The sequence below is a fragment of the Caulobacter sp. genome, assembly GCF_965279145.1.
In the GTDB taxonomy this organism is placed as follows: Bacteria; Pseudomonadota; Alphaproteobacteria; order Caulobacterales; family Caulobacteraceae; genus Caulobacter.
Window position 1 is genome coordinate 3,079,909 of record NZ_OZ257139.1, and the last position, 22,607, is coordinate 3,102,515.

Consider the following 22,607-nt stretch of genomic DNA (forward strand, 5'->3'; position numbering starts at 1 on the left):
CCGCCGTCTTCCATTTCTGCAACCTACTGAAATGTGGAACGTTTCTCGCTCGCTGTCGCCTGCGTCGGGCCTTCCGGCGCGGGCGTTCCAGTCCTTGGACCGGACGCCGTCACCAGAAAGGAGAGCAGGATGACCGTCTCCAGTGTCGGTTCCTCTTCGCTGACGCAGCAAATGCTTCAGCTTCAAAAGTCGATGTTCGCCACGGCGGACGCCGACAGCGACGGCTCGCTGTCGCTTAGCGAGTTCCAGTCCATTGGGCAGAATGTGCAGGGCGGCGAACAACGCCCCTCTCCGCCGCCCATGGGAGGTTCCGGCGGCCCGGGCGGAAATTTCAGCGGCGACACACTTCGCTCGTTGATGTCGGTGCAGATGCTGGGTTCGGACTCCGGTTCGATCCTGACAAGCAGCGACGCCAACAGCGACGGCCTGCTGTCGGCCGACGAGATTTCCTCGGCCCTGTCGGCCAACGCCCCCGAGGACGCCAAGGGGCTGGGCCTCGAAGAGAAGATGGCCAGCGACATGATCTCGGCGCTCGACTCCGACGACGACGGTTCGCTGTCGTCCGACGAGATCGCCGCCGGCCTGTCGGCCGCGTCATCGGCGTCCTCGGCCATGCAGGGCATGCGCGGTCCGCCGCCCGGTCCGCCGCCCTCGGGCGCGCCGCCGTCTGGCGGCGGTGAGGCGGCCTCGACCAGCGCCTCCGGGTCCAGCGGCTCCAGCGGTGTGTTCGAAGAGCTCGACACCAACCAGGACGGCACGGTCTCGGCCGCCGAGCTGGCCGCCGCCAACACCGACGACGCCGACGCCGCCTCGGCCGCCAAGGCGCTGATCTCGGCCAGCGATACCGATGGCGACGGATCCCTGTCGGGCTTCGAGTTCGCCGACATGCTGGACGCGGCCCAGTCGTCATCGACCACCAGCTCCGGCGGCGCCTCGAACCTGTCCAGCCTGCTCTCTAGCTCGACCCTCGCGTCGGACCTGATGAGCAAGCTGCTGGCGCAACTGGACAGCGCCCTGGCGTCCAAGTCGGGCTCGACCTCGACCGTCAACGCGACGGCCTAGCAGCGCTCGACCCTCAAGCGGTGTGCGTGGTCCTCGTCCTTCGACAAGCTCAGGATGAGGACCATGTCGCGGGCCTTCGCAGTAGGGGGCCTCATCCTGAGCTTGTCGAAGGACGGGGCCTTCCACCGTCGTCGGTCGTCGCCGTTCAGGGCGGGGCGATGACTGGCGTTGGTAAGCATCGCCTTACAACGCGGCATAATCGGATTCGTTAGACGTTCCTTTGAGAGCCCCCACGCAAGCCGCTTGCGTCGAAGTGTGAACTTGGTGTCAATCTCGGCCCTTGGCCGACGTCGCGGGGGCGTCGCCTAGTTCAAAGGTTCTTGTCTCTTGATGTTTCGTCCCGAGAACGTTCAGGCCCTCGCGGGCCTGGCGCTCACCCTCGGCCTTTGCTGGCTGGTCTCCGAGAATCGCAAACGCTTCCCGTGGGTGCTGGCCATCGGCGCCATCATCGTGCAGGTCGGGCTGGTGCTGCTGCTGTTCGGCCTGCCCCAGGCCCAGGCGATGATGCGCGGCGTCAACGGCGCGGTCGAAGGCCTGGCCTCGTCGACCCAGGCCGGCACTGCCTTCGTGTTCGGCTACCTGGCCGGCGGTGATCAGCCCTATGCGGTGAGCAATCCGGGCGCGGGCTTCATCTTCGCCTTCCGCGTCATGCCCGTGATCCTGGTGGTCTGCGCGCTGTCGGCGCTGCTGTGGCACTGGAAGATCCTCAAGTGGGCGGCGCGGGGCTTCGGCTTCGTGTTCCAGAAGACCCTGGGCCTGCGCGGCCCGCCCGCCCTGGCCACCGCCGCCACCATCTTCATGGGCCAGATCGAAGGCCCGATCTTCATCCGCGCCTATCTCGACAAGCTCTCCCGCTCGGAACTCTTCATGCTGATCGCCGTCGGCATGGCCTGCGTCAGCGGCTCGACCATGGTGGCCTACGCCACCATCCTGGCCGACGTGCTGCCCAACGCCGCCGCCCACGTGCTGACCGCCTCGATCATCTCGGCCCCGGCCGGCGTGCTGCTGGCCCGGATCATCGTGCCGTCCGATCCGATGGAGAAGGGCTCCGACCTCGATCTCGCCACCGAGGACAAGACCTATGGCAGCGCCATCGACGCCGTCATGAAGGGCACGACCGACGGTCTGCAGATCGCGCTGAACGTCGGCGCCACCCTGATCGTCTTCGTGGCTCTGGCCACCATGGTCGACAAGATCCTGGGCGTCATGCCCGACGTGGGCGGCCAGCCGCTGAGCATTTCGCGCGGCCTGGGCGTGATCTTCGCGCCCCTGGCCTGGTCGATGGGCATTCCCTGGAAGGAAGCGGGCACGGCCGGCGGCCTGCTGGGCGTCAAGCTGATCCTCACCGAGTTCACGGCCTTCATCCAGCTGTCCAAGACCGGCGTCACCCTGCTGGACGAGCGCACCCGGATGATCATGACCTACGCCCTGTGCGGCTTCGCCAATATCGGCTCGGTCGGCATGAACGTGGCCGGCTTCAGCGTGCTGGTGCCCGAGCGTCGCCAGGAAGTGCTGGGCCTGGTCTGGAAGGCGATGATGGCCGGCTTCCTCGCCACCTGCCTGACGGGCTCGCTGATCGGCCTGATGCCCCGGGCGCTGTTCGGGCTGTAGCTCTCTCTCTTCTCCCTTCCCCCTTGATGGGGGAAGGGCGGGGTTGGGGGTGATGCGGCGGGCGATCCCGGGCGCGGCGCTTGAGGCCCGCTCGGCGGTCACCCCCATCCCAACCCTTCCCCCATCAAGGGGGAAGGGCTTTCATTACGTAGGGAAAGCACGGCATCCTTCTGTCAAAACGGGAGGACCTCGCCATGAAGCTCTATGACAGCCGCCGCGCCCCCAATCCGCGTCGCGTACGCTGGTTCATGGCCGAGAAGGGCATCGAGGATATCGAGATCGTCGACATCGATATCTTCGGCGGGCAGCACAAGACGCCCGACTATCTGGGCAAGGCCGGCCTGCCCAACGTGCCGGCGCTGGAGATCGACGAACACACGACGATCACCGAGTCGGTGGCCATCTGCCGCTATCTCGAAAGCGTCTATCCCGAGCCGAACCTGTTTGGTCGCGACCCCCTTGAGACCGCCGTCATCGAGATGTGGACGCGGCGCGCCGAGATGCTGCTGTCGACGCCGCTGATGATGGCCGTGCGCCACGCGCATCCGGCGCTGGCGGCGATCGAGACCCAGGTCCCAGAGATCGCCGATACCAACCGCAAGGCGGCCGAGCGAGCGCTGAAGGTGTTCGACCGTCGGCTGGGCGAGAGTGAATTCATCGCCGCCGATCGCGTGACCATCGCCGACATCCTGGCGGTCACCGGCATCGACTTTGCGCGTATGGTCAAGTTCCGGCCGGATGCGGAGCTGGTGAATGTGGGGCGCTGGCTGAAGGCGATGATGGAGCGGCCGGCGGCCAAGGCTGGGGTCTAAAATCCTCCCCCTGAAGGGGGAGGCGGCCGGAGGCCGGAGGGGGAAGACCGCAGTGAGTCAGCGGCAACTTCCCCCTCCGTCGGCGGAGTTTATCCTCGGGCCGGCCGCTGGCCGGTCCCGGGGGGCGACACCTCCCCCGCCAGGGGGAGGACTTGGCTACCGCGACCGGATCTTCTTGATCACCCCGGAAAAGTTCAGCATCGGCGAACGGCCCGTCGACACCAGCCCGCGCACGAACAGCAGCGAGCCGCCGGCCTTGGTGACCTCGCCGGTCGCCGTGACCAGATCGCCCGGCCGCGCCGGGCCCAGGAACTCGCCGTTCAGACTGACCGTCACCGCGTGCTGGCCGGCCAGCGCCCGCCAGGAGATCGCGAACAGCGAGAAGTCGGCGAAGGTCATCATGCAGCCGCCGTGCATGAAGCCGCCGCCGTTCATGTGGCGGGTCTCGGCCTTGAAGGCGGTAGTCACCAGACCGGCGTCGTCTTCCCTGAAATAGAACGGTCCGGACTGGTCCTCGAACGGGTCCAGGCCCGACCAGGTGCGCCAGCCGGCCCAGTCGCCGGTCTCGACCAGGCGCGGTCCGCCGGGCGCGTCGTTGCCGCCATCCATGTGCTCGTCCCCTTCGTATTATCGTTGATCAGCTAGGACAGCCTTGAAACGCGCGCAAGCCGGACTCTCGCCTCCGCTGACAATCCGTGGCATGGGAGCGCCCATGACGACCCCGATCCAAGAGACCATCCTTTCCCAACTGGCCGGCCTGCCGGAGGGAAAGTCCATCGACCCGATGAATGTCGCCAAGGCGGTGCAGCCCGAGCGCTGGCAGCAGATCCTGGGCCATGTGCGCACCAACGCCATCGAGCTGGCCCGCGCCGGGACCATCGTGATCCTGCGCCACAACAAGCCGGTCGATCCCGAGAAATTTCGCGGCGTCTATCGCCTGCGCACCCGCCTGCCGGGCGATCCGACCAGCTTTGAGACGGCGGTCGAAGACGACGGCGCGGACGACGCCGAAGGCTGATCCGCCGGCCCTCGAAAGTGGGTCTTGAATTGAAACTCAATCGGTGAACTATGAGCTCCAACATTAGGAGAGTTCACCGATGCTCATACATGGTTCGTCGCTGTCGCCGTTCGTGCGCAAGACCATGGCCTTCGCCAACGAGAAGGGCCTGACCTTCGAGAACAAGGTCGCCCGGCCGGGCTCGCCTGATCCCGAGTTTCTGGAGATCAGCCCGTTCAAGAAAATCCCGGGCTTTCAGGACGGTGATTTCCGGATCTCCGACTCGACCGCGATCATCACCTATCTGGAAGCCAAGTATCCCGATCCCAACCTGATCCCCGCCGAGCCCCAGGCCCGGGCCAGGACGATCTGGTTCGAGGAATTCGCCGACACCATCTTCGTCGCGGCGGCCGGCAAGATCTTCTTCAACAAGATCGTCGGGCCCCGCTTCATGGGCGTCGAGGGCGACCTGGCGGCCATCGAGAAGGCCGAGACCGAAGAGATGCCGCCGGTGCTGGACTATCTGGAGAAGATCACGCCCGCGAGCGGCTATCTGATCGAGGACCGCCTGACCCTCGCCGACATCGCCGTCGCCAGCCCGTTCGCCAACCTGATCCATTCCGGCTTCGACTTTTCGCGCTGGCCCAAGGCCAAGGCCTGGGCCGACACCATCCTGGCGCGGCCGTCGTTCGAGTCGGTGATCGCCAAGGAGCGCGGCTTCCTGGGCGGCTGATCCCCCTGTCTCTGGCGCGGCGTCGCTTGGATAAGCGCCGCCGCGCCCTAGATTGCTGCGATGACACTGGACGCCATTCTCTCCGACATCGCCGCCTGCCGGGCCTGCGCGCCGTATGTGCCGCACACGCCCCGGCCGGTGACGCGCGTGCGCCAGGAGACGCGGATCCTGATCTGCGGCCAGGCGCCGGGACGTCTGGTTCATGAGACCGGCCTGCCGTTCAATGATCCGTCCGGCGTGCGCCTGCGCCAGTGGATGGGCGTCGACCGTGAGACCTTCTATGGCCGGCCCGAGATCGGGGTGGCGGCCATGGCCTTCTGCTTTCCGGGGACCAATCCCAAGGGCGGAGACTATCCGCCGCCGCCGCGCTGCGCGGCGCTGTGGCGTCCCCAGTTGCTGGCGCGGCTGCCGAACGTCGAGCTGACCCTGCTGGTCGGCAGCTACGCCCAGGCCTGGGCGCTGGAGGGACTAACCGGCAAGACCATGACCGACACCGTCGCCGCCTGGCGCACGTTCGGTCCCAACATCCTGCCGCTGCCGCACCCGTCGTGGCGCAACACGGCCTGGCTCAAGCGCAATCCGTGGTTCGAGGAAGAGGTCACGCCCTATCTTCGCCAGCGCGTGGCGGGCATTCTGGGCGCATGAACCGCCGGGCTCTCATCTTCACCGCCTCCGCCGCCACGCTTGGAGCCTGCGCGCCCTTGACCCAAAGGCTGGAACTGGGCCCGCTGGGCTTTCGCGGTCCGCGCTTCGAGGGCGACGACTTCGTCAGCTTCGACGGCGCGCGACTGGGCCTGAAGACCTGGCTGCCACAGGGGCGCGAGCCGGACTGGGTGATCGTCGGCCTGCACGGCATGAACGACTATTCCAACGCCTTCCATCTGGCGGGCGAGTGGTGGGCCGGGCAGGGGATCGCCACCTACGCCTTCGACGTGCGCGGCTTTGGCCGCTCGCCCGAGCGCGGGGTCTGGGCCCCGGTCGATCTGGTGATCGACGATGTGCGCACCTGCGTCGACCTGGTCCGTGAGCGCCACCCCGGCGCCAGGGTCGCCCTGGCGGGGGTCAGCATGGGCGGAGGTCTGGCGATCACGGCCATGACCGGCCCCAACCCGCCGGTCGTTGATCGTGTGATGCTGTTCGCCCCGGCCGTCTGGGGCTGGTCCGAGCAGCCTCTGCCCAATCGGCTGAGCCTGTGGATAACTTCGCACGTCGCCGGCGACTGGGTGGTCAAGCCGCCCGAGTGGCTGGTCAGGCACGTCATGCCCTCCGACAATCTCGACGAACTGCGCCGCATGGGCCGCGACCCGAACATGATCTGGGGCGCGCGGTCCGACACCATCTATGGCCTGGTCGGCCTGATGGAGAAGGCCTGGCGGTCGACGGGGCAGATCGCCGTTCCGACCGGCTATTTCTACGGGGCCAACGATCACATCATCCCCAAGGAGCCGACGGTCGAGGCCTCGGGCCGCCTGAAGGCCAGCGACCGCACCGCTTACTACGCCAACGGCTGGCACCTGCTGCTGGTCGATAGCCAGGCCCCTGTCGTCTGGCGTGACGCGGCCAGCTTCCTGCGCGACCCCGCCGCGCCCCTGCCGTCGGGCGCGCCGGCCATCCCCGGCAGCGTCAAGGTCATGGAGGCCATGGCCCCGAAGACACGGCAAACCGCTTCGGGGTTGTGACCGCGCGCCGGTGAGCGTACACCCCGGCGCATTCTTCCTGTCTGAGGCGAGACCTGCGGCATGACCTTGTTCGATTCCCCCGATTTCGAGGGACATGAAGGCGTCCATACCTTCTTCGACGAAAAAACCGGTCTGAAGTCGATCATCGCCATCCACTCCACCGCGCGCGGCCCCGCCGCCGGCGGCTGCCGGATGTGGGACTATGCCAGCAGCGAGGCGGCCCTGACCGACGCCCTGCGCCTGTCGCGCGGCATGTCGTTCAAGAACGCCATGGCCGACCTCGATTTCGGCGGCGGCAAGGCCGTGATCCTCGGCGATAGCCGTGAGCAGAAGACTCCGGAACTGTTCGAGGCCTTCGGCCGCGCGGTCGACAGCCTGAACGGCCAATACTGGACCGCCGAGGACGTCGGCGTCTCGCCGTCCGACCTGGAAAGCACCCGCAAGACCACCCGCTATGTCGCCGGGCTTGAGGGCCACGCCGCCGCCTCGGGCGATCCGTCGCCGGTCACCGCCGAGGGCGTGTTTCGCGGCGTGCGCCTGTGCGTCGAGAAGGCCCTGCAGCGCGACCTGACCGGCGTGCGCGTCGCGATCCAGGGCGTGGGCCATGTCGGCGCCTATCTGGCCGAGAAGCTGCATGCCGCCGGTGCGATCCTGACCATCGCCGACGTCAACCAGGCGGCCCTGAACGCGGTGGCGGCCAAGACCGGCGCGACCATCGTGCCGACCGACGCCATCTTCGATGTCGAGGCCGACGTCTTCGCGCCCTGCGCCCTGGGCGGCGCGATCTCGGCGGCGACCCTGCCGCGCCTCAAGGTCAAGGTGATCGCCGGCGGCGCCAACAACCAGCTGGCCGACGCCATGATCGGCCAGTCCGTGTTTGATCGCGGCATCCTGTATGCCCCCGACTACGTCATCAACGGCGGCGGCATCATCAATGTGGCGGCCGAGATCCGCGCGCTCGAGGCCGGCGGTTCCTTCGACGCGGAGTGGGTGGCGACCAAGCTCGACCGCCTGGCCCAGACCCTGGGCGAGGTCATCGACCAGTCGATCGCCGAGAAGCGCCCCGCCAACCTGGTGGCCGACGAGATCGCCCGGGCCCGCATCGCGGCGGCCAGGGTCTAGGCCCTCCCCCTAGCGGGGGAGGCGATCGCGAAGCGATCGGAGGGGGAAGTCCCGCAGACTCAATGCGGTCTTCCCCCACCGGCCTCCGGCCGCCTCCCCCTTCAGGGGGAGGGTCGTTCTTTCTCGGCGTTTGTGCGTTATCCTGGAGCCACACGGGAGCCGCGCCATGTCCAGCACACATCTCGACGATCTGAAGACGCAGATGGAAGCGGCGGTCGCCGCCCAGGATTTCGAGATGGCCGGCAAGCTGCGCGACCAGATCGAGAGTGTCATGCACGGCAATCTGGTGCGCGGCGTCGAGGCCCCGGCGCAGGCGTCGTACTTCCAGCGTCAGGTGCCGGGCAAGATGGGCCTGGGCACGGACCAGCAGGTCTATGCCCCGCCGCCCGGCTGGGTTCCGCCCAAGAAGCCGGACCCCATGACCGCCGGCCATTCCCGGGGCGCGCGTCGGCGAAAGACCTAGCTCTTTCCGCGCCCGCTGATGCTGGCGCCGGCGTCCTTGTCCAGGGCCAGATACAGCGGCAGGGCCAGCAGGGTCACCGCGCCGACCGCCACATAGGGCAGGGTGAAGCGGTCGGGGGTCAGGGCGCCGTCGGCGCCGCGCGCCAGATGCAGCATGGCGCCGCCAAAGCTGACGCCCAGGGCCAGGCCGACCTGCTGGGCCACGGCCGCCAGGGTCGAGGCCGCCGCGACCGAGCTTTCCGGGACATCGGCATAGGCGATGGTGTTGGCGGCGATGAACTGGTTGGAGCGCCAGAAGCCGCCCAGCGTCATCAGGATCACCATCAGCCAGACGGGGGTGGCGGCGGTGAAGAAACCCGGCGCGGCCGCGAACAGCCCGGTCAGCACCAGGGCCAGGGCCAGGGCGGTGCGAAAGCCCGAGCGTCTCAGGTTCCAGGCGGCGAAGGGGCGGGCGGCCAGCACACCCAGGCTGGAGGCGATGGTCACCAGGCTGGCGTGCAGCGGCGTCCATCCCAGCGCCACCTGCAGCAGCAGCGGCAGCAGGAACGGCCCCGCGCCCACGCCCAGCCGGACGAAGGCGCCGCCCAGCAGGCTGGCGCGATAGGTCGGGTAACGCATCAGGGACAGGTCAAGGATGGGCCTGGGTGAGCGCCTGGCGAGGCGCAGATAGGCCCAGCCGCACGCCAGGGCCAGGGCCAGGATCGACAGCTGCGCGAGCCAGGGCAGCAGGCTCAGGCCCGAGGTCTCGGCCACCACCACCAGGCCGCTGATCGCCGTGGCCGACAGGATGAAGCCCGCCCAGTCGAAGCGGATGTCGGGGGGGGGGCAGGCCCTTGGGCACGAAGCGCATCACCGCCGCCATGCCCAGCACGCCCACCGGCAGGTTCAGATAGAAGATCCATGGCCAGTCGGCGAAGGTCAGCACCAGACCGGCCAGGGGCGGACCGAGCAGAGGGCCCAGCAGGGCGGGGACGGTGAACCAGCCCATGGCGCTGATCAGCTTGTCCTTCGGCGTCGAGCCCACCACGATCAGCCGCGCCACCGGCGTCATCATCGCCCCGCCCAGCCCCTGCACGATGCGCGAAGTCACCAGCGCCTCGAGATCGCGCGACAGGCCGCACAGGGCCGAGCCCAGCAGGAAGACGGTCATCGCGGCCAGGAACACCCGCCGCGCGCCGAACCGCTCGGCCGCCCAGCCGCTGACGGGGGTGAAGACCGCCAAGGCCAGGATATAGGAGGTCAGGGCCAGCTTCAGGTGGATCGGATCGACGGCGAAGGCCCGCGCCAGGGTCGGCAAGGCGGTCGACAGCGCCGTGGCGTCGATGAATTCCATGAACAGCGCGCTGGCCACGGCGATCGCGATCAGACGCGAGGCGATGGGCGAGGGGGACGCCGTCGGGGAGGGTTCTGAGGCCGGCACGCGCCGGGCTTAAGCCCGGCTGGCCTCTGGCTCAAGTCCCGATACGGTCAGCGGCCGTTGAACGACAGGCTGACGCCGTAGACCATGTCGCGGTCGGAATAGCTCTGCGTCCGCAGGGTGCGTCGCGTGGCGCTGAGCGACACCTGCCGGCCTTTCTTGCGCCAGCCCATGCCCAGCTGGTGCGTGCCGAAGCGGGCGATGCGTTCCTCTGCCCAGCCGGCGCCGCGCCAGCCGACGATCGAATCCTTGATCACGTTCAGGCTCAGGGACTTGCCCGAGGTGGCGGCGAACAGGATCCACCGACCCTTGCGGGCGTCGCGGGAGTCGGGCCGCATCTTGCCGATCAGGTTCGAGGCGTCGACCGACACCCCCATGAAACTGGAACGGTCGCCGGGCCCCATGAAGGGACGCATCTCGATATCGTCGATCTTGGCCTTCTGGACGGGCCGCGTCATCGACCGCACCAGGCCTTGGGCCGGCGTGGCGACGCGAATTTCGGCGCCGGTCTCGAGGCGGGCGGTCGCGCGCGGACGAGGCGGGCTCAGGGTCTGGATGGCGGGCTGGGTCGAGGCTTGGGCGAACTCGACAGCCCTGACCGGCGCGGCGGCGATGGGACCACCGGCGAGCGGGGTGGTCGAGGCGCCGCCGGCCAGATCGACGGTGGCGGCGGCGGTCGCGGGACGCCGGGGCGCGTCGCCATAGCGGGCGGTGGCGATGGGGGCGTCAGGATCGACGGCGGTCTCGCCGCCGGCCAGGGTCAGGGTCTGGTCAAACGGCGCGGGCGATTGTGTCGACAAGGCGGTGGCGGCGGTCGCCACCAAGCCCAGGCCGGCCGCGGCCAGCACACATTTCAATACCAAGCCCCGCATCGACCCCATGGCTCCCCAAGTCGCGTTCCCCAACGCGAGCGCCAAGATATGCTTAACCGCGCCCGACCTGTATAGGCCACACGCGCGACGGGAATGTAAATTCAGGTATCGGTCCGGCGACGCGCTCCGGGGCGTGGGCGGTTAGTGGCCGGGCCTGGGCTCGAACGTCCGTCTTTCCTTGATCTTCAGGCATTCCTCGTCGGGCTTTCGACCGTGCTGGGCCTTGGGCTCGGATTTCGGAATGCTGTGGTTGGTCAGGGGATTCTGGTTCTGGAAGCCACTGGTCATGGCCTTTCCTCCCTTCTCTAGGCGCATTTTATCACGCCGCCTCGGTGAGGGCGTCCAGCAACTGGACGTCCACGGAGACGTGAAGACGTGACGCGCCGGGGTCTCCGAGAATGGCGCCCGACACTGGCAGCGCCTGGGCCGGCGTGCGGGTGGCGGCCACGCGGATCAGGTCCGGCGACTCGACCAGCCCGTTGGTGGGATCAAATTCCACCCAGCCCAGGTCGGGCAGGAAGACCTCGCACCAGGCATGGGTCGCCCCCGCGCCGCGCACCCCTCCGACGCCCGGCGAGTAGATGTAGCCGGTGGCGAACAGGGCCGCGTAGCCCAGGCGGCGAACGCCCTCAACCATCAGCCAGGCCAGGTCGCGGCAGGCGCCCTTGCCGCTGGCCAGGGTCTCCCGCGGGCTCTGAACGCCTTCCTCGTAGCGGTTGGTGTAGTCGAACCGCTGGTGGATCGCCGAATTGACCCGAAGCAGAAAGTCCAGCGCCGGCTCGTCCATCGCCCCGCCCAGGCCGCGCAGCCATTTCAGCACCAGGGCGTCCGGATCGTCGGTCACCGGGGCCATGAACGGCGCCAGCGTGGCGTGGTCTTCCCGGTCATAGACGATCGGCGTCAGGGTGTGGGGGTTGTCGATCCGCAGCGGCGACAGCGGGGCCGGAAAGCGGTCGATGACCAGCTCGCTGATGATGCTGAGCGAGGCGGACTGGCCGCGCGGCGAAAACAGGCACACGCAGTTGCCGTTGGCGTCATAGGTCCAGCGCGTGGGGCCGGGCGGGGTCACGTACAGCGAGGCTTCGACGATGCGCAGGGCATGGCTGTCGCGCGGCCGGATCAACAGGCGATGGGCGCCGAATCCGACGGGACGGTCATAGTCGTAGCGGGTTTCGTGGATGATCTTCAGACGCGCCATGAGGCCACTGTAACCCTTGGTGAAATGGCTTCGTTCCCTGGCGGCGCCTCGGAAAGCGTTCGACAGAACAAAAAGAGAACTCTATCGTGCCGTCATGGCTGTTCTCGATCTAAAGCGTAAACTCGCCATCCTCTCCGACGCGGCCAAGTATGACGCCTCCTGCGCCTCGTCGGGCGCGGAGAAGCGCGACTCTCTCGGGGGAAAGGGCGTCGGCTCCACCGAGGGCATGGGCATCTGCCATGCCTACGCCCCGGATGGGCGGTGCATCAGCCTGCTCAAGATCCTGCTGACCAACTTCTGCATCTACGACTGCGCCTATTGCATCAATCGCGTGTCCTCGAACACGCCGCGCGCCCGGTTCACCGTCAAGGAGGTCGTCGACCTGACGCTGAACTTCTACAAGCGCAACTATATCGAGGGCCTGTTCCTGTCGTCGGGGGTGATCCAGACGGGCGACTACACGATGGAAGAGATGGTGCGGGTGGCCAGGAGCCTGCGCCTGGACCACGATTTTCGCGGCTATATCCACCTGAAGCTGATCCCCGAGGCGTCTCCCGAACTGGCGGCGCAGGCGGGACTCTACGCCGACCGTGTGTCGATCAATATCGAGCTGCCGCAGGACGAAAGCCTGACGATCCTGGCGCCCGAGAAGGATCCCGTCGGCATCAAGCGGGCCATGGGCCGGATGCGGGTGTCGATCGAGGATCACGCCGAACCCGCCCGCAAGGCCGGCCGCCGGCGGTTCGCCACCAGCCAGTCGACCCAGCTGATCGTCGGCGCCGACGCCGCCCGCGACGGCGACATCCTGGCGCGCAGCGCCAATCTCTACGGGTCCTACAAGCTGCGCCGGGTCTATTATTCCGCCTTCAGCCCGATCCCCGACGCGGCCTCGCGCCTGCCGTCGGTCCGGCCGCCGCTGATGCGCGAGCACCGGCTGTATCAGGCCGACTGGCTGATGCGGTTCTATGGCTTCACCCAGGGCGAGATCGTCGAGCCGGGCCAGGACCTGGATCTGACCGTCGATCCCAAGACCAGCTGGGCCCTGCGCCATCGCGGCGACTTCCCGATCGACGTCAACACGGCCGATCGGGACACGCTGCTGCGCACGCCGGGCCTGGGCGCGAAAGGCGTCGATCGCATCCTGACGGCCCGTCGCCAGACCCGCCTGACCCTGGCCGACGTCAAGCGGGTCTGCGGCTCGATCAAGCGCGCCCAGCCCTTCATCGTCACCGCCGACTGGACGCCGGGCGGCCTCACCGACGCCAGCGGCCTTAAGGCCTCGCTGGTCGTTCCGGAGCAACTGAGCCTGTTCTGATGCGCGTGGTTCGTCTGGCGTCCGAGATCGATTTCGACGGCTGGCGCAAGGCCGCCCGGGCCCTGCGCGCCGAGGGCGTGGCGCCGGACGCGGTGGTGTGGACGGTGGAGTACGATCTGTTTGAAAGTGCTGTCATTCCGGCGAAAGCCGGGACCACGGCAAGCGCCGGCGTTTCCGGTGGTCCCGGCCCTACGCTGCGCTTCGGCCGGGATGACAACGGAAGGGAGAAGCCCTTCACCGTCCCAAAACCCTTCATCGACCTCGCCGAACAGGTCGTGCTGCACCGGTCGGGCGAACGCTTTGCTCTGCTCTACAAACTGCTGTGGCGGCTGGAGCGCGAGCCCGGACTGATCGACAATCCCGCCGATCCGGACATGACCCGGGCCCGCGACATGGCCAAGGGCGTCAGCCGCGCCGCCCACAAGATGAAGGCCTTCGTCCGCTTTCGCCTGGTCGAGGGCGTCGAGCCCGAAACCTATATGGCGTGGTTCGAGCCGGCCCATCGGGTGACCGAACGGGTCGCGCCCTTCTTCGCCCGACGCTTCACCGGCATGCGCTGGTCGATCCTGACGCCGGACGCCTGCGTGGCCTGGGACGGCGAGGTCCTGAAGGTCTCCGAAGGCGCCGATCCCGCCGACGCGCCGCGCGAGGATGCGCAGGAGGAGCTGTGGCGCACCTACTACGCCTCGATCTTCAACCCGGCGCGGCTGAACCCCCGGATGATGCAGCAGGAGATGCCCAAGCGCTATTGGCGCAACCTGCCCGAGGCGCGGCTCATTCCAGACCTGATCGAAACCGCCCGGCGCAGGACCGACGAAATGGTCGCAGCCCGGCCCAATCCGCCCTCGGAGCGCGTGCTAAAGGCCGCCCTGCGCCATGCCCGCGACGGCTCCTACGGCGAGAACGATCCCCTGACCCTGGAGGACGCCGCCGCCGCGCAGCAGGTCTGCCGCCGCTGCGACCTGTGGCGCGACGCCACCCAGGCCGTGCCGGGCGAGGGGCCGATGCGGGCCAGGATCATGATCGTCGGCGAACAGCCCGGCGACGAGGAAGACCTGTCAGGCCGCCCCTTCGTCGGCCCCGCCGGCCGGCTGCTGGACAAGGCGATGGCCGAGGCCGACTTCGATCGTCGGAAGGCCTTCGTCACCAACGCGGTCAAGCATTTCAAGCACGAGCCGCGCGGCAAGGCCCGCCTGCACAAGACGCCCGACCGGGGCGAGGTCCAGGCCTGCCGCTGGTGGCTGGACGCCGAGCGACGGATGGTGAAGCCCAGGGTGATCCTGGCCCTGGGCGCGACGGCGGTGATGGGCGTCACGGGCAAGTCGATGCCGATCGCGAAGTCGCGCGGCGCGCCGATAGCGCTCGACGGCGGCGTCCAGCTGGTCGTCAGCTGGCATCCGTCCTACCTGCTGCGCGTGCCCGATGCCGACGTCAAGGCGCGGGCCTATGCGCAGCTCGTGGAGGATCTGAGGCTGGCGAAGTCGCTGGGGGGAGGGGGCTGAATGACGCCCCTAAAAAATCTTGTCATCCCGGCCGCAGCGAAGCGGAGAGCCGGGACCCAGGGGCCGCCACGATGCGGTTGCCCCTGGGTCCCGGATAGCCTCTGCGAGGCGTCCGGGATGACAAGGATTTCAGACGTCCGGGATCAGGTGCGCCAATTCGTTGGGAATGCAGATGAAGTCGTCCGACAGGGCGTAGAGCTTGTAGTTCTTGGCGGTGATCTGGTCGGCCAGGCTCTGGCTGTCGGACTTTAGGTGCTCGACCAGCATCAGGGGGCGCCAGGCGTCGATCAGCGCCTCGGCGCCGCGCAGCACCTGCGGCTCCATGCCCTCGACATCGACCTTCAGGATGTCGACCCTGGGGAAGTTGTAGCTGTCGAGCGTGCGCATCTCGACGAATTCCTGCTTGTCGGGATCGCTGCCGCGTTCCTGCGACAGCCGCTCGCGTTGCTGGGCGCCGAACTCGACGCTGCCGAAGTTCAGTTGGCTGTTGTAGTCGAACTGCGGGATCTCGATCGCGCCGGCCTCTTCGCCGACGGCGATGTGGTGGCAGAAGATGTTGCTGTAGCCGTTCAGCGCCACCGATCCGGCGATCATGTTGAACAGGATCCGCTGGGCCTCGAAGCAGTGATAGACGCCGCGTCCGTCCAGCAGACTGGCCAGACCCAGCGAGAACAGTCCGAAATTGGCGCCCACATCCACGACGAAGGGCTCAGGCCCCTTCAACACGGACAGCTTGGCGATCATGTCGGTGCTGTCGTGGCCGTGGGCGCGGCCGGTCTTCAGCAGATGGTTGGTCTGATTGATGTCGTGTCGGCTGACGATCACCGGCCCATAGATGGTGGGCATGACCAGGCCATAGGGCACACGTTCCAGAAGCATGCGCCCTCCAGGCCAGCCGACTCGCCCGCCAATGGTGAGCGCGAAGCTTGTGCGTGGCTAGTGCGCCAAATCGCGCAAGACCTAGGCCGCGAACCCCGCCTCGGCGAAGGCCAGCATGCGGGCCAGCAGGGCCACGACGTCGGCTTCCTGCGTGGCGCCTTCCGACAGCACGTTCAGGCGGTCGAACTCGGCGAAGCGGTTGTTGTGCAGCATGCCCAGGGTGAAGTGCAGGCGCCAGTAGATCTCTTCCGGCGACAGGTCGGGGCGGGCCAGAAGCAGGGCGTCGGAGAAGCGGCGCAGGTGCGAGACGTCGCTCTTCAGCACCTGGCGGATGTCGTCGGTGCCCTCGCTGCGGGCGCGGATCAGGAACTGCAGCGAGATGCGGCGCTCGTGGTCGGGCGCCAGCCAGCGCAGGGGCGGGGTCAGCAGGGCGGCCAGCACCTCGCGCACCGGCGGCTTGCCGGCGTTGCGGTCGTTGGCCTCGTGCAGCATGCGCGCCCGCTCGCGGTTCAGCTCGGCCGTGCGGCGACGGAAGATCTCGAACAGCAGGGCGTCCTTGGAGCCGAAGTGATAGTTCACCGAGGCCAGGTTGACACCAGCCGCCGCCGTGATGTCGCGGACTGACACGTTCTGAAAGCCATGCAGGGCGAACAGACGCTCGGCGGCGACAAAGACCAGATTTTTGGTCGCGGCTTCAGTCTCGGCGGCCTCTGCCTCAAGCGAAGGCGCCGCGTCGGTGGTCGGACTCACTACGAAATTCCCCTTTACCCTCGGGGAAGTCTTACGGCTGTTCGAATTTGGCGCAAGCGTCAAGATGGACCGAGGCCTGATGAAATGCCGCCGCCGCCGCCGGCTTGTCCGCCGCGCGACAGCGACTTTCCTTGGCGGGCAAAGTCTCTAGGGTAGCGCTAACAGGCGACGGAGGACGCGGCGATGATCGGAATGACGACGGCCTTGATGCTGCTCACCGGCCAGGCGACCGCGCCCGCCGCCGCCAAGGCTGACGACCCGTCTAAGGTCGATTCCGTCACCGTGACCGCCAGCGGCAAGACGGTGCGCCTGCCGCCCTGGTCGCGCGAGGTGCGCGGCATCGGCTGGCCCTTCCTGGGCGTGGGTGAGGACAAGATGGTTCTGATGTTCGCCAAGACGGGCCAGACGCCGCCGGGCGCGGCCTATCAGCGGGTCTGGGTGCGCCACGAGTTCCGCCTGCCGCAGACCGAACGCGAGGTCACCCCGCACTTCACCTATCGCTCCGAGCGACTGTCCCAGGATGTCGACTGCGCCGCCCGCGCCTATCGCAGCCTGACGGCCTATCGCTATCCCGACAACAACCTGACCGGCGAGCCGGTGGCGTTTGATTTCGAGAACCGAGACTGGATCAGACCCGAGGCCGGCACCTTCGACGAGACGGTGCTGGAGGCCGCCTGCATGAAGCCCGAGGCGGGGGGCTAGCGCGCCGCGCTTGGCGCCACCGCCAAGGTCCACAGATAGACCTGCCGGGCCCGCGTGCCGGGTGACAGGCGCTTGAGCTGATCGACCTGGTCGGGGCCCAGGCGGATGCGCTGATAGCCCCGGGCCTTGAGGCAGGCGGTCAGGGCCGGTTCCAGCTGCCGGGCGACTTCGCGCCAGGTCTTGCTCATGTGCATCTGCGACTGGGCGGCATAGTCGAGCACGACACGCGGATCCAGGTTCGGATTGGTTGGATCCATCTGCGGCTGGGCGTCGGGCGAGGGGGCGTCGGTCATGAAGCTCAGATCGACCTGGGGAATGCTGACCGAGGCCTTGGTCTCGGCGTCATAGGCGCATTCAACGGCGTCGGTGCGATACTGCAGGAACGAGATCCCGGCCTTGCCCCAGCTTTCATCGCGGCGCTGGGCGGCGGCCGAGGGTGTCGAAAGCGTCGCCATCATGCCCGCGCAGGCGAGAAGGGCGGCGGTCCTGGCGGTGCGGCTCATCACGACGATCCTCTGCCCTCACGGGCGCTCACCGTCGTTCGAACCGGGCCAGATCGTCAAGATGGACGGGTGACCGAAGCCGCGCCGAAGGTCTGGTCAGGCTTGGCGTCGCCGCGTCGGTCGAGGATGTCGCGCAGCAGGGGCCGGGCCACGGCCGTGATCAGGATCAGCGGCGCCAGCACCAGGGCCAGCATCAGGCGGCTCACCGTGTCGGCGCGCTTGAGGAAATAGCGCACCAGCCCGCGGCCCTTGTGCCATTCCACCACCAGCGGGTTCTCGTCGCTGGTCGAGCCCAGGTGGGTGACCCGCGCCTGGGGCTGGAAGATCACGCTGCCGCCCAGGCGGCGGGCGCGCCAGCACAGGTCGATGTCCTCGACATGCAGGAAGAACCCTTCGTCGAAACCGCCCAGCAGACGGAAGTCATGGGCGGTCATGTAGAAGCAGGCGCCAGAGATGGTCGGCACGTCGATCGGATGAGCGGGGGCGGCCTCGTCCTCGCGGTGGATCTCGAAGCGGCGCAAGGCGGGCAGGGCGCCGGCCAGCTTGGTCAGGCTCAGCAGGGTGGTGACCGGGGTGATCTCGCCGCGCCGCGCGCCGCGTTGCTCGCTGCCGTCGACATTCAGCACCCGGGCCCCGACCACGCAGGGGTCGGGCCGGTCGCGTCCCGCCTCGCGCAGCGCGGCGATGGCGCCGGGGGCCAGGAAGGCGTCGGGGTTGAGGAACACCAGTTCCGGCGCCCGCGCGGCCGCCGCGCCCAGATTGGCGGCCCGCGCGAAGCCGATATTGCCCAGGCCCTGCAGCAGGCGGATGCGCGGCTCGCGGCTGGCCAGGTCGCGCAGCCAGGCGGCGACCAGGGCCGGCGAGCCGTTGTCCACGATGATGAACTCCTCGACCCTCGGCTCGGCCAGCACATGGCTGATGGCGTCCGTCAGGACCGGGCCGGTCATGTAGACCACCATGATCAGCGACAGCCGGGGAACCGGTGGACTGGCCACGGGCGTCGCCCGCAAGGCGTCGTCGTCGGGCAGGGGGGAACGGTTCAGGGCGTACATCGCGGAGCCTTCATGGCGGACGGCGGGGTGCGTTCAGGGTTGTTGCGTTAAAACTGTATGTGCGTCCGCTTTCATTCGCAAGACGGTTGTTGCGTTTTAATGTAACGTGTAAGAACGAAGGCGCGTTCCGCTTCGGACGGGCGTTGAGCACGGCTAGACGATGTCACGAACGGCGATGAATCCCGCCAAGGCGGCGCTTACCAAGGACCTGCGGCGCGAGGCCGGCCGGTGGCTGAAGGCCGCCCGCGAGGCGGCGGGCCTGACCCAGGCCGAATTGGCCGACAGGATCGGCCTGCGCTACTACACCTTCGTCTCGCAGGTCGAGAACGGCGTCGGCCGCGTGCCGATCGAGACCCAGGCCGCGTGGGCCGAGGCGGTGGGCGTCGAGCCCGGCCAGTTCGCGCGCGTCCTGCTGCGCCACTACGAACCCGAACTGCACCGCCTGCTGTTCAGCGGCGCCGACGATGACGCCGGGGAGAGCCCTGTCGTCGTCCTGAAGGCGCAGGCCTGAGCGGGGCGCGGCAATGAACAACGTCCTGCCCTTCACCCCGAAAGTCACGGCTGGCGACTGGACGGCGGGCGAGCGCGCGCAGCTGCTGGATCTGGCCGAGCGCCTGGCCCAGGTGCGCGGGCCGGTCGAGGGCGTGTTCGGCCAGACCGACGCGGGCGATCCCTGGTACGTGGTCACCGACGCCTGGGACGAGGTGCTGGTGCATGTCGCGCGGATCGACGGCGGGTTCGTGATCCATGACGCGGCGGTCGATGTTTTCCGTCAGGTCGGCAGCCTCTGGAGCGCCGTGCGCCAGGTTCTGGCCGGCGGCGTCGGCGAGGATCGCGGCGGTGTCGTCGTGACCCTCAATCCCCAGGGGCGCGAGGCCCAGTCCTTCCTGTCGCTGGTCATCGCCGTGGGCCTCTATCTCGAGATGCGCGGCATGGGCCTGGGCAATGCGGCGCTGTGGAGCGGCGATGACGTCCATCGCGAGGACCGTTCGGCCAGCCTGGCGCCAGTCTCGGGCCTGATCGCGGCCTTGAGCCAGGATGCCGAAGGCGCCGCGGCGCATGGCGCCGTCGCCGGACCGGTGACGCATGAACCGACGACCGCCGCCTCCGGCAAGGCGGCCCCGCCTCACGGGGTGGCCGACGCGCCGGTCGGCACGGCCGAGCCGCCGGTGATGGCGATCTTCAAGGGTGTGGCCTGGACGCCGCTCGTCCCGACCAGCGCGCCCAGCGGGGCGGTGGCTCTGCAGGCGCCCGCGCCCAGCACGCCCGGCGATGTTCCCGGACTGACGGCGACACGGACCGTGCAGGACGGCACGGCCGGCGACGACGTGCTGGTCGGCGGATCCGGCGGCGACACCCTGCGCGGCGGCGCGGGCGACGACTATCTGGACGGCGCGGGCGCCAGGCCCGGCGAAGTCGACCGGCTGGAGGGCGGCGCGGGAGACGATCGCATCGTCATGGGCGAGCGGGTCATGGCCACCGGCGGCGCCGGCGCCGACACCTTTCTGCTCGCCGCGACGGCGCCGTCGAAGGTCACGACCGCGCTCGGCGTCGTGCTCGACTTTTCGGTTCGCGAGGGCGATCGCCTGGCCTTCGACGCCAAGACCCAGGTCACGATCGTCAATGTGGCGAGCGTCGCCGATGTGCTTAGCCAGACGACGGTCACGATCGCGGCGTCCGGCCCGACCCCGGCCGGCGAGCCTCATGTCGCGGTGGCGGGGACGCGGGTCGGTTTCGATTTCGACAGCGACGGCGCCGAGGACGCCTTCATCCTGCTGGGCGGGGCGACGGTTTCGGCCTTCAGGATCGGGCCGGTGACGGCGGCGACCGACACCGCGCACGCCGGGCCGGTGGTGATCGAGCTGGTCGGGCTGGCCGGCCATGCCGCCGCGCCCGCCACGGCGAGCGATCCAACCTAGCCGCCCGCGGGCCGCGGCAACGGGGATAAACCGCGCTCGATCCCCGTGCTTTCGAGGGCAAACTTCAAGCCATTCAATGCGCTAAAAATAAAACGAGCGCGCCAATCCTCCGCGCTGAAACTGCCCGCATAATGATCTCACCCCAAGGCAAGGGAAGGGACGTCGGCCGGCGACCTGATGGGCCTGGGGTGTGGTCGAGCGGGAAGCTCAATCGATGGCGGGAGGAGTGCGTTGTGCTCTGGGCCGTCAACCTCGTTGTTCTCTGGCGGCGGTCGGCCGTGGAAAACTAAAACGACGTGACTGCGAGGGTCGTGCGAGCAGCAGGCGGGTTCGGAAGAACCCGCAGTCCGGGCGGGGGAACGCTATCCCGTCCGCCCGTCGGAGGCTTCAAGGCGGCGAGGCCCGAACAGGGCTCGAGCGCCGCGCGCTTTCGCCAGAACGGTCACGCGGAGCGGACGGCTTCGTCGAAACGGTATTTGTCTAACTCACATCCGGACGTGGTCCGGGCGCTCCGCGACCCTTCCCATCACCATCGCAGCGAAAGCGCGAGGTCGCTGACACTTGCCCCCTACGGATCGCTTCGCGATCGTCTTCCCCCGGAGGGGGAAGATGAGGTCGGCGCGTTTCATCTTCCCCCTCCGGGGGAAGACGGCTGCGTAGCAGCCCGTAGGGGGCCAGTGGGCGGGACTACCCCCGCACCAGTTCCCGCATCGCCTTGTCCAGGCCTTCGATCGTTAGCGGGAACATGCGGTCGTTCATCAGGGTCTTCATCACCCCGATCGACTGGGTGTAGTCCCAGTGCCGTTCGGGGGTCGGGTTCAGCCAGATGCAGCTCTGGTAGATGTCGGCCACGCGTTCCATCCAGATCGCGCCCGGCTCCTCGTTCCAGTGTTCGACGCTGCCGCCCGGGTAAGTGATCTCGTAGGGGCTCATCGTCGCGTCGCCGACGAAGATCACCTTGTAATCGCTGGGGAACTTGTGGAGCACGTCCCAGGTCGGGATCTTCTCGACCTGCCGGCGGCGATTGTCCTTCCAGACCGCCTCATAGAGGCAGTTGTGGAAATAGTAGAATTCGAGGTTCTTGAACTCGGTCTTGGCGGCGCTGAACAGCTCCTCGCAGAGCTTGATGTGGCCGTCCATCGAGCCGCCGATGTCGAAGAAGATCAGCACCTTGATCTTGTTGCGCCGCTCGGGGCGCAGCTGGATGTCCAGATAGCCCTTCTCAGCCGTGCCGCGGATGGTGCCGTTCAGGTCCAGCTCCTCGGCGGCGCCTTCGCGGGCGAACTTGCGCAGGCGGCGCAGGGCCACCTTGATGTTGCGGGTGCCCAGTTCGACGCTGTCGTCGAGGTTCTTGTATTCGCGCTTGTCCCAGACCTTCACGGCCCGGCCGTGCCGGCTCTTGTCCTGGCCGATGCGGACGCCTTCGGGATTGTAGCCATTGTTGCCGAACGGGCTGGTGCCGCCCGAGCCGATCATCTTGTTGCCGCCCTCGTGGCGTTCCTTCTGTTCCTTCAGGCGCTCCTGCAGGGTTTCCATCAGCTTCTCGAAACCGCCCATGGCCTCGATCGCCGCCTTCTCCTCGTCGGTCAGGAACTTCTCGGTCAGGGCTTTCAGCCACTCTTCCGGGATGTCGGAGGTGATGCCGTCGTTGACGGTTTCCAGGCCCTTGAAGACGTGGCCGAACACCCGGTCGAACTTGTCGAGGTTCTTCTCGTCCTTCACCAGGCTGGCGCGGGACAGGAAATAGAAGTCCTCGACCGAGCGGTCGATGACGTCCTTGTCCAGGGCCTCCATGAGCATCAGGTACTCGCGGAGGCTGACCGGCACCTTGGCCTGGCGGAGCTCGGAGAAGAAGCGAAGGAACATCGGCGCGGACTTTCGAACAGATGTTCGGAGTGTGGAGGGTTCTTAAACGAGACGCAACTACCTGATCCTCCCCCTGAAGGGGGAGGCGACCGAAGGTCGGTGGGGGGAGACCGCAACGCCCCAGCGGTCACTTCCCCCTCCGTCGGCTGCGCCG

At 68.0% G+C, this 22,607-nt stretch carries 25 protein-coding genes and 1 pseudogene; 15 read left to right on the top strand and 11 right to left on the bottom strand.

Annotated features, from left to right (window positions below; genetic code table 11):
* Positions 1-171: 171 nt before the first annotated feature.
* The 3 genes from ACQY9P_RS14340 to ACQY9P_RS14350 all read left to right on the top strand — a co-directional run bounded on the left by ACQY9P_RS14340 (position 172) and on the right by ACQY9P_RS14350 (position 3,485).
* Positions 172-1,062: an EF-hand domain-containing protein gene (locus ACQY9P_RS14340; protein ID WP_421738609.1), complete on the top strand. Its 891-nt coding sequence runs from the start codon at positions 172-174 to the stop codon at positions 1,060-1,062.
* A gap of 330 nt (positions 1,063-1,392) precedes the next feature.
* Positions 1,393-2,673: a NupC/NupG family nucleoside CNT transporter gene (locus ACQY9P_RS14345; protein ID WP_421738608.1), complete on the top strand. Its 1,281-nt coding sequence runs from the start codon at positions 1,393-1,395 to the stop codon at positions 2,671-2,673.
* Between the two features lie 194 nt (positions 2,674-2,867).
* On the top strand, positions 2,868-3,485 hold the full coding sequence (locus ACQY9P_RS14350; RefSeq protein WP_421738607.1) for a glutathione S-transferase family protein: 618 nt from the start codon (positions 2,868-2,870) through the stop codon (positions 3,483-3,485).
* Positions 3,486-3,641: 156 nt separating this feature from the next.
* Here ACQY9P_RS14350 and ACQY9P_RS14355 read toward each other — a convergent pair whose 3' ends face one another.
* Positions 3,642-4,094, bottom strand: coding sequence for a PaaI family thioesterase (locus tag ACQY9P_RS14355; protein WP_421738606.1), 453 nt, complete (start codon positions 4,092-4,094; stop codon positions 3,642-3,644).
* Positions 4,095-4,197: 103 nt separating this feature from the next.
* Between ACQY9P_RS14355 and ACQY9P_RS14360 the strand changes: the two genes are divergently transcribed.
* From ACQY9P_RS14360 to ACQY9P_RS14385, 6 genes are all read left to right on the top strand, one after another.
* Positions 4,198-4,503 carry a DUF3253 domain-containing protein gene (locus tag ACQY9P_RS14360; RefSeq protein ID WP_421738605.1) on the top strand — a complete coding sequence of 102 codons (306 nt, stop codon included), beginning with the start codon at positions 4,198-4,200 and terminating at the stop codon, positions 4,501-4,503.
* A 79-nt stretch (positions 4,504-4,582) separates the two neighbouring features.
* A complete protein-coding gene (locus tag ACQY9P_RS14365) occupies positions 4,583-5,215 on the top strand; it encodes a glutathione S-transferase family protein (RefSeq protein ID WP_421738604.1) in 633 nt (210 codons plus the stop codon).
* 60 nt (positions 5,216-5,275) lie between these two features.
* Positions 5,276-5,860, top strand: a complete 585-nt coding sequence (locus ACQY9P_RS14370; RefSeq protein ID WP_421738603.1) for a uracil-DNA glycosylase family protein — start codon at positions 5,276-5,278, stop codon at positions 5,858-5,860.
* Positions 5,857-6,894, top strand: a complete 1,038-nt coding sequence (locus ACQY9P_RS14375) for an alpha/beta hydrolase (RefSeq protein WP_421738602.1) — start codon at positions 5,857-5,859, stop codon at positions 6,892-6,894. The genes ACQY9P_RS14370 and ACQY9P_RS14375 overlap by 4 nt, the downstream gene beginning before the upstream one ends.
* Before the next feature lie 60 nt (positions 6,895-6,954).
* Positions 6,955-8,016, top strand: a complete 1,062-nt coding sequence (locus tag ACQY9P_RS14380; protein ID WP_421738601.1) for a Leu/Phe/Val dehydrogenase — start codon at positions 6,955-6,957, stop codon at positions 8,014-8,016.
* Between the two features lie 166 nt (positions 8,017-8,182).
* Positions 8,183-8,479, top strand: a complete 297-nt coding sequence (locus tag ACQY9P_RS14385) for a UvrB/UvrC motif-containing protein (protein ID WP_421738600.1) — start codon at positions 8,183-8,185, stop codon at positions 8,477-8,479.
* Here ACQY9P_RS14385 and ACQY9P_RS14390 read toward each other — a convergent pair.
* The 5 genes from ACQY9P_RS14390 to ACQY9P_RS14410 all read right to left on the bottom strand — a co-directional run bounded on the left by ACQY9P_RS14390 (position 8,476) and on the right by ACQY9P_RS14410 (position 11,965).
* Complete coding sequence (locus ACQY9P_RS14390) at positions 8,476-9,096, bottom strand: MFS transporter (RefSeq protein WP_421738599.1); 621 nt, start codon at positions 9,094-9,096, stop codon at positions 8,476-8,478. The genes ACQY9P_RS14385 and ACQY9P_RS14390 overlap by 4 nt on opposite strands.
* Positions 9,097-9,106: 10 nt before the next feature.
* Positions 9,107-9,829 (bottom strand): MFS transporter, encoded by a 723-nt coding sequence (locus ACQY9P_RS14395; protein ID WP_428150319.1) that lies wholly within the window; start codon positions 9,827-9,829, stop codon positions 9,107-9,109.
* Between the two features lie 116 nt (positions 9,830-9,945).
* Entirely contained in the window at positions 9,946-10,767 is an 822-nt protein-coding gene (locus ACQY9P_RS14400; RefSeq protein WP_421738597.1) for a hypothetical protein, read from the bottom strand.
* A 141-nt stretch (positions 10,768-10,908) separates the two neighbouring features.
* Positions 10,909-11,055, bottom strand: a complete 147-nt coding sequence (locus tag ACQY9P_RS14405) for a hypothetical protein (protein ID WP_421738596.1) — start codon at positions 11,053-11,055, stop codon at positions 10,909-10,911.
* 31 nt (positions 11,056-11,086) lie between these two features.
* Positions 11,087-11,965 (bottom strand): transglutaminase family protein, encoded by an 879-nt coding sequence (locus ACQY9P_RS14410; RefSeq protein ID WP_421738595.1) that lies wholly within the window; start codon positions 11,963-11,965, stop codon positions 11,087-11,089.
* Positions 11,966-12,059: 94 nt separating this feature from the next.
* Here ACQY9P_RS14410 and ACQY9P_RS14415 point away from each other — a divergent pair, with 94 nt between their 5' ends.
* The 3 genes and pseudogenes from ACQY9P_RS14415 to ACQY9P_RS14425 form a co-directional block, all read left to right on the top strand.
* Complete coding sequence (locus tag ACQY9P_RS14415) at positions 12,060-13,280, top strand: putative DNA modification/repair radical SAM protein (protein WP_421738594.1); 1,221 nt, start codon at positions 12,060-12,062, stop codon at positions 13,278-13,280.
* Complete coding sequence (locus ACQY9P_RS14420) at positions 13,280-14,782, top strand: UdgX family uracil-DNA binding protein (RefSeq protein WP_421738593.1); 1,503 nt, start codon at positions 13,280-13,282, stop codon at positions 14,780-14,782. The genes ACQY9P_RS14415 and ACQY9P_RS14420 overlap by 1 nt, the downstream gene beginning before the upstream one ends.
* Positions 14,779-14,877, top strand: a pseudogene (locus ACQY9P_RS14425) (hypothetical protein); the annotation flags it as partial. The gene ACQY9P_RS14420 and the pseudogene ACQY9P_RS14425, both read left to right, overlap by 4 nt.
* A gap of 34 nt (positions 14,878-14,911) precedes the next feature.
* On the opposite strand, the gene ACQY9P_RS14430 reads toward ACQY9P_RS14425, so the two are convergent.
* On the bottom strand, positions 14,912-15,661 hold the full coding sequence (locus ACQY9P_RS14430) for an FkbM family methyltransferase (RefSeq protein WP_421738592.1): 750 nt from the start codon (positions 15,659-15,661) through the stop codon (positions 14,912-14,914).
* A gap of 81 nt (positions 15,662-15,742) precedes the next feature.
* Positions 15,743-16,411 (bottom strand): TetR/AcrR family transcriptional regulator, encoded by a 669-nt coding sequence (locus tag ACQY9P_RS14435; RefSeq protein WP_421738591.1) that lies wholly within the window; start codon positions 16,409-16,411, stop codon positions 15,743-15,745.
* 183 nt (positions 16,412-16,594) lie between these two features.
* Between ACQY9P_RS14435 and ACQY9P_RS14440 the strand changes: the two genes are divergently transcribed.
* Positions 16,595-17,113 carry a surface-adhesin E family protein gene (locus ACQY9P_RS14440; protein ID WP_421738590.1) on the top strand — a complete coding sequence of 173 codons (519 nt, stop codon included), beginning with the start codon at positions 16,595-16,597 and terminating at the stop codon, positions 17,111-17,113.
* On the opposite strand, the gene ACQY9P_RS14445 is transcribed toward ACQY9P_RS14440, so the two are convergent.
* Together ACQY9P_RS14445 and ACQY9P_RS14450 are read right to left on the bottom strand one after the other, a co-directional pair.
* Positions 17,110-17,616, bottom strand: a complete 507-nt coding sequence (locus tag ACQY9P_RS14445; RefSeq protein WP_421738589.1) for a hypothetical protein — start codon at positions 17,614-17,616, stop codon at positions 17,110-17,112. The two genes, ACQY9P_RS14440 and ACQY9P_RS14445, sit on opposite strands and share 4 nt — an antisense overlap.
* A 56-nt stretch (positions 17,617-17,672) precedes the next feature.
* Positions 17,673-18,668, bottom strand: a complete 996-nt coding sequence (locus tag ACQY9P_RS14450) for a glycosyltransferase (protein ID WP_421738588.1) — start codon at positions 18,666-18,668, stop codon at positions 17,673-17,675.
* 160 nt (positions 18,669-18,828) lie between these two features.
* On the opposite strand from ACQY9P_RS14450, the gene ACQY9P_RS14455 reads away from it, so the two are divergent.
* Together ACQY9P_RS14455 and ACQY9P_RS14460 are read left to right on the top strand one after the other, a co-directional pair.
* Positions 18,829-19,179, top strand: a complete 351-nt coding sequence (locus tag ACQY9P_RS14455) for a helix-turn-helix domain-containing protein (RefSeq protein ID WP_421738587.1) — start codon at positions 18,829-18,831, stop codon at positions 19,177-19,179.
* Between the two features lie 13 nt (positions 19,180-19,192).
* Positions 19,193-20,587 (top strand): calcium-binding protein, encoded by a 1,395-nt coding sequence (locus tag ACQY9P_RS14460; RefSeq protein ID WP_421738586.1) that lies wholly within the window; start codon positions 19,193-19,195, stop codon positions 20,585-20,587.
* 687 nt (positions 20,588-21,274) lie between these two features.
* Here ACQY9P_RS14460 and ACQY9P_RS14465 read toward each other — a convergent pair.
* On the bottom strand, positions 21,275-22,453 hold the full coding sequence (locus ACQY9P_RS14465; protein WP_421738585.1) for a vWA domain-containing protein: 1,179 nt from the start codon (positions 22,451-22,453) through the stop codon (positions 21,275-21,277).
* Positions 22,454-22,607 lie beyond the last annotated feature (154 nt).

What these genes read in the sequence shown, in the direction of transcription:
- ACQY9P_RS14340 (WP_421738609.1), top strand. Translation starts at nt 172, where the DNA reads ATGCTTCAGCTTCAAAAGTCGATGTTCGCCACGGCGGACGCCGACAGC.
- ACQY9P_RS14345 (WP_421738608.1), top strand. Translation starts at nt 1,393, where the DNA reads ATGTTTCGTCCCGAGAACGTTCAGGCCCTCGCGGGCCTGGCGCTCACC.
- ACQY9P_RS14350 (WP_421738607.1), top strand. Translation starts at nt 2,868, where the DNA reads ATGAAGCTCTATGACAGCCGCCGCGCCCCCAATCCGCGTCGCGTACGC.
- ACQY9P_RS14355 (WP_421738606.1), bottom strand. Translation starts at nt 4,094, where the DNA reads ATGGATGGCGGCAACGACGCGCCCGGCGGACCGCGCCTGGTCGAGACC.
- ACQY9P_RS14360 (WP_421738605.1), top strand. Translation starts at nt 4,198, where the DNA reads ATGACGACCCCGATCCAAGAGACCATCCTTTCCCAACTGGCCGGCCTG.
- ACQY9P_RS14365 (WP_421738604.1), top strand. Translation starts at nt 4,583, where the DNA reads ATGCTCATACATGGTTCGTCGCTGTCGCCGTTCGTGCGCAAGACCATG.
- ACQY9P_RS14370 (WP_421738603.1), top strand. Translation starts at nt 5,276, where the DNA reads ATGACACTGGACGCCATTCTCTCCGACATCGCCGCCTGCCGGGCCTGC.
- ACQY9P_RS14375 (WP_421738602.1), top strand. Translation starts at nt 5,857, where the DNA reads ATGAACCGCCGGGCTCTCATCTTCACCGCCTCCGCCGCCACGCTTGGA.
- ACQY9P_RS14380 (WP_421738601.1), top strand. Translation starts at nt 6,955, where the DNA reads ATGACCTTGTTCGATTCCCCCGATTTCGAGGGACATGAAGGCGTCCAT.
- ACQY9P_RS14385 (WP_421738600.1), top strand. Translation starts at nt 8,183, where the DNA reads ATGTCCAGCACACATCTCGACGATCTGAAGACGCAGATGGAAGCGGCG.
- ACQY9P_RS14390 (WP_421738599.1), bottom strand. Translation starts at nt 9,096, where the DNA reads ATGCGTTACCCGACCTATCGCGCCAGCCTGCTGGGCGGCGCCTTCGTC.
- ACQY9P_RS14400 (WP_421738597.1), bottom strand. Translation starts at nt 10,767, where the DNA reads ATGCGGGGCTTGGTATTGAAATGTGTGCTGGCCGCGGCCGGCCTGGGC.
- ACQY9P_RS14405 (WP_421738596.1), bottom strand. Translation starts at nt 11,055, where the DNA reads ATGACCAGTGGCTTCCAGAACCAGAATCCCCTGACCAACCACAGCATT.
- ACQY9P_RS14410 (WP_421738595.1), bottom strand. Translation starts at nt 11,965, where the DNA reads ATGGCGCGTCTGAAGATCATCCACGAAACCCGCTACGACTATGACCGT.
- ACQY9P_RS14415 (WP_421738594.1), top strand. Translation starts at nt 12,060, where the DNA reads ATGGCTGTTCTCGATCTAAAGCGTAAACTCGCCATCCTCTCCGACGCG.
- ACQY9P_RS14420 (WP_421738593.1), top strand. Translation starts at nt 13,280, where the DNA reads ATGCGCGTGGTTCGTCTGGCGTCCGAGATCGATTTCGACGGCTGGCGC.
- ACQY9P_RS14430 (WP_421738592.1), bottom strand. Translation starts at nt 15,661, where the DNA reads ATGCTTCTGGAACGTGTGCCCTATGGCCTGGTCATGCCCACCATCTAT.
- ACQY9P_RS14440 (WP_421738590.1), top strand. Translation starts at nt 16,595, where the DNA reads ATGATCGGAATGACGACGGCCTTGATGCTGCTCACCGGCCAGGCGACC.
- ACQY9P_RS14445 (WP_421738589.1), bottom strand. Translation starts at nt 17,616, where the DNA reads ATGAGCCGCACCGCCAGGACCGCCGCCCTTCTCGCCTGCGCGGGCATG.
- ACQY9P_RS14450 (WP_421738588.1), bottom strand. Translation starts at nt 18,668, where the DNA reads ATGTACGCCCTGAACCGTTCCCCCCTGCCCGACGACGACGCCTTGCGG.
- ACQY9P_RS14455 (WP_421738587.1), top strand. Translation starts at nt 18,829, where the DNA reads ATGTCACGAACGGCGATGAATCCCGCCAAGGCGGCGCTTACCAAGGAC.
- ACQY9P_RS14460 (WP_421738586.1), top strand. Translation starts at nt 19,193, where the DNA reads ATGAACAACGTCCTGCCCTTCACCCCGAAAGTCACGGCTGGCGACTGG.
- ACQY9P_RS14465 (WP_421738585.1), bottom strand. Translation starts at nt 22,453, where the DNA reads ATGTTCCTTCGCTTCTTCTCCGAGCTCCGCCAGGCCAAGGTGCCGGTC.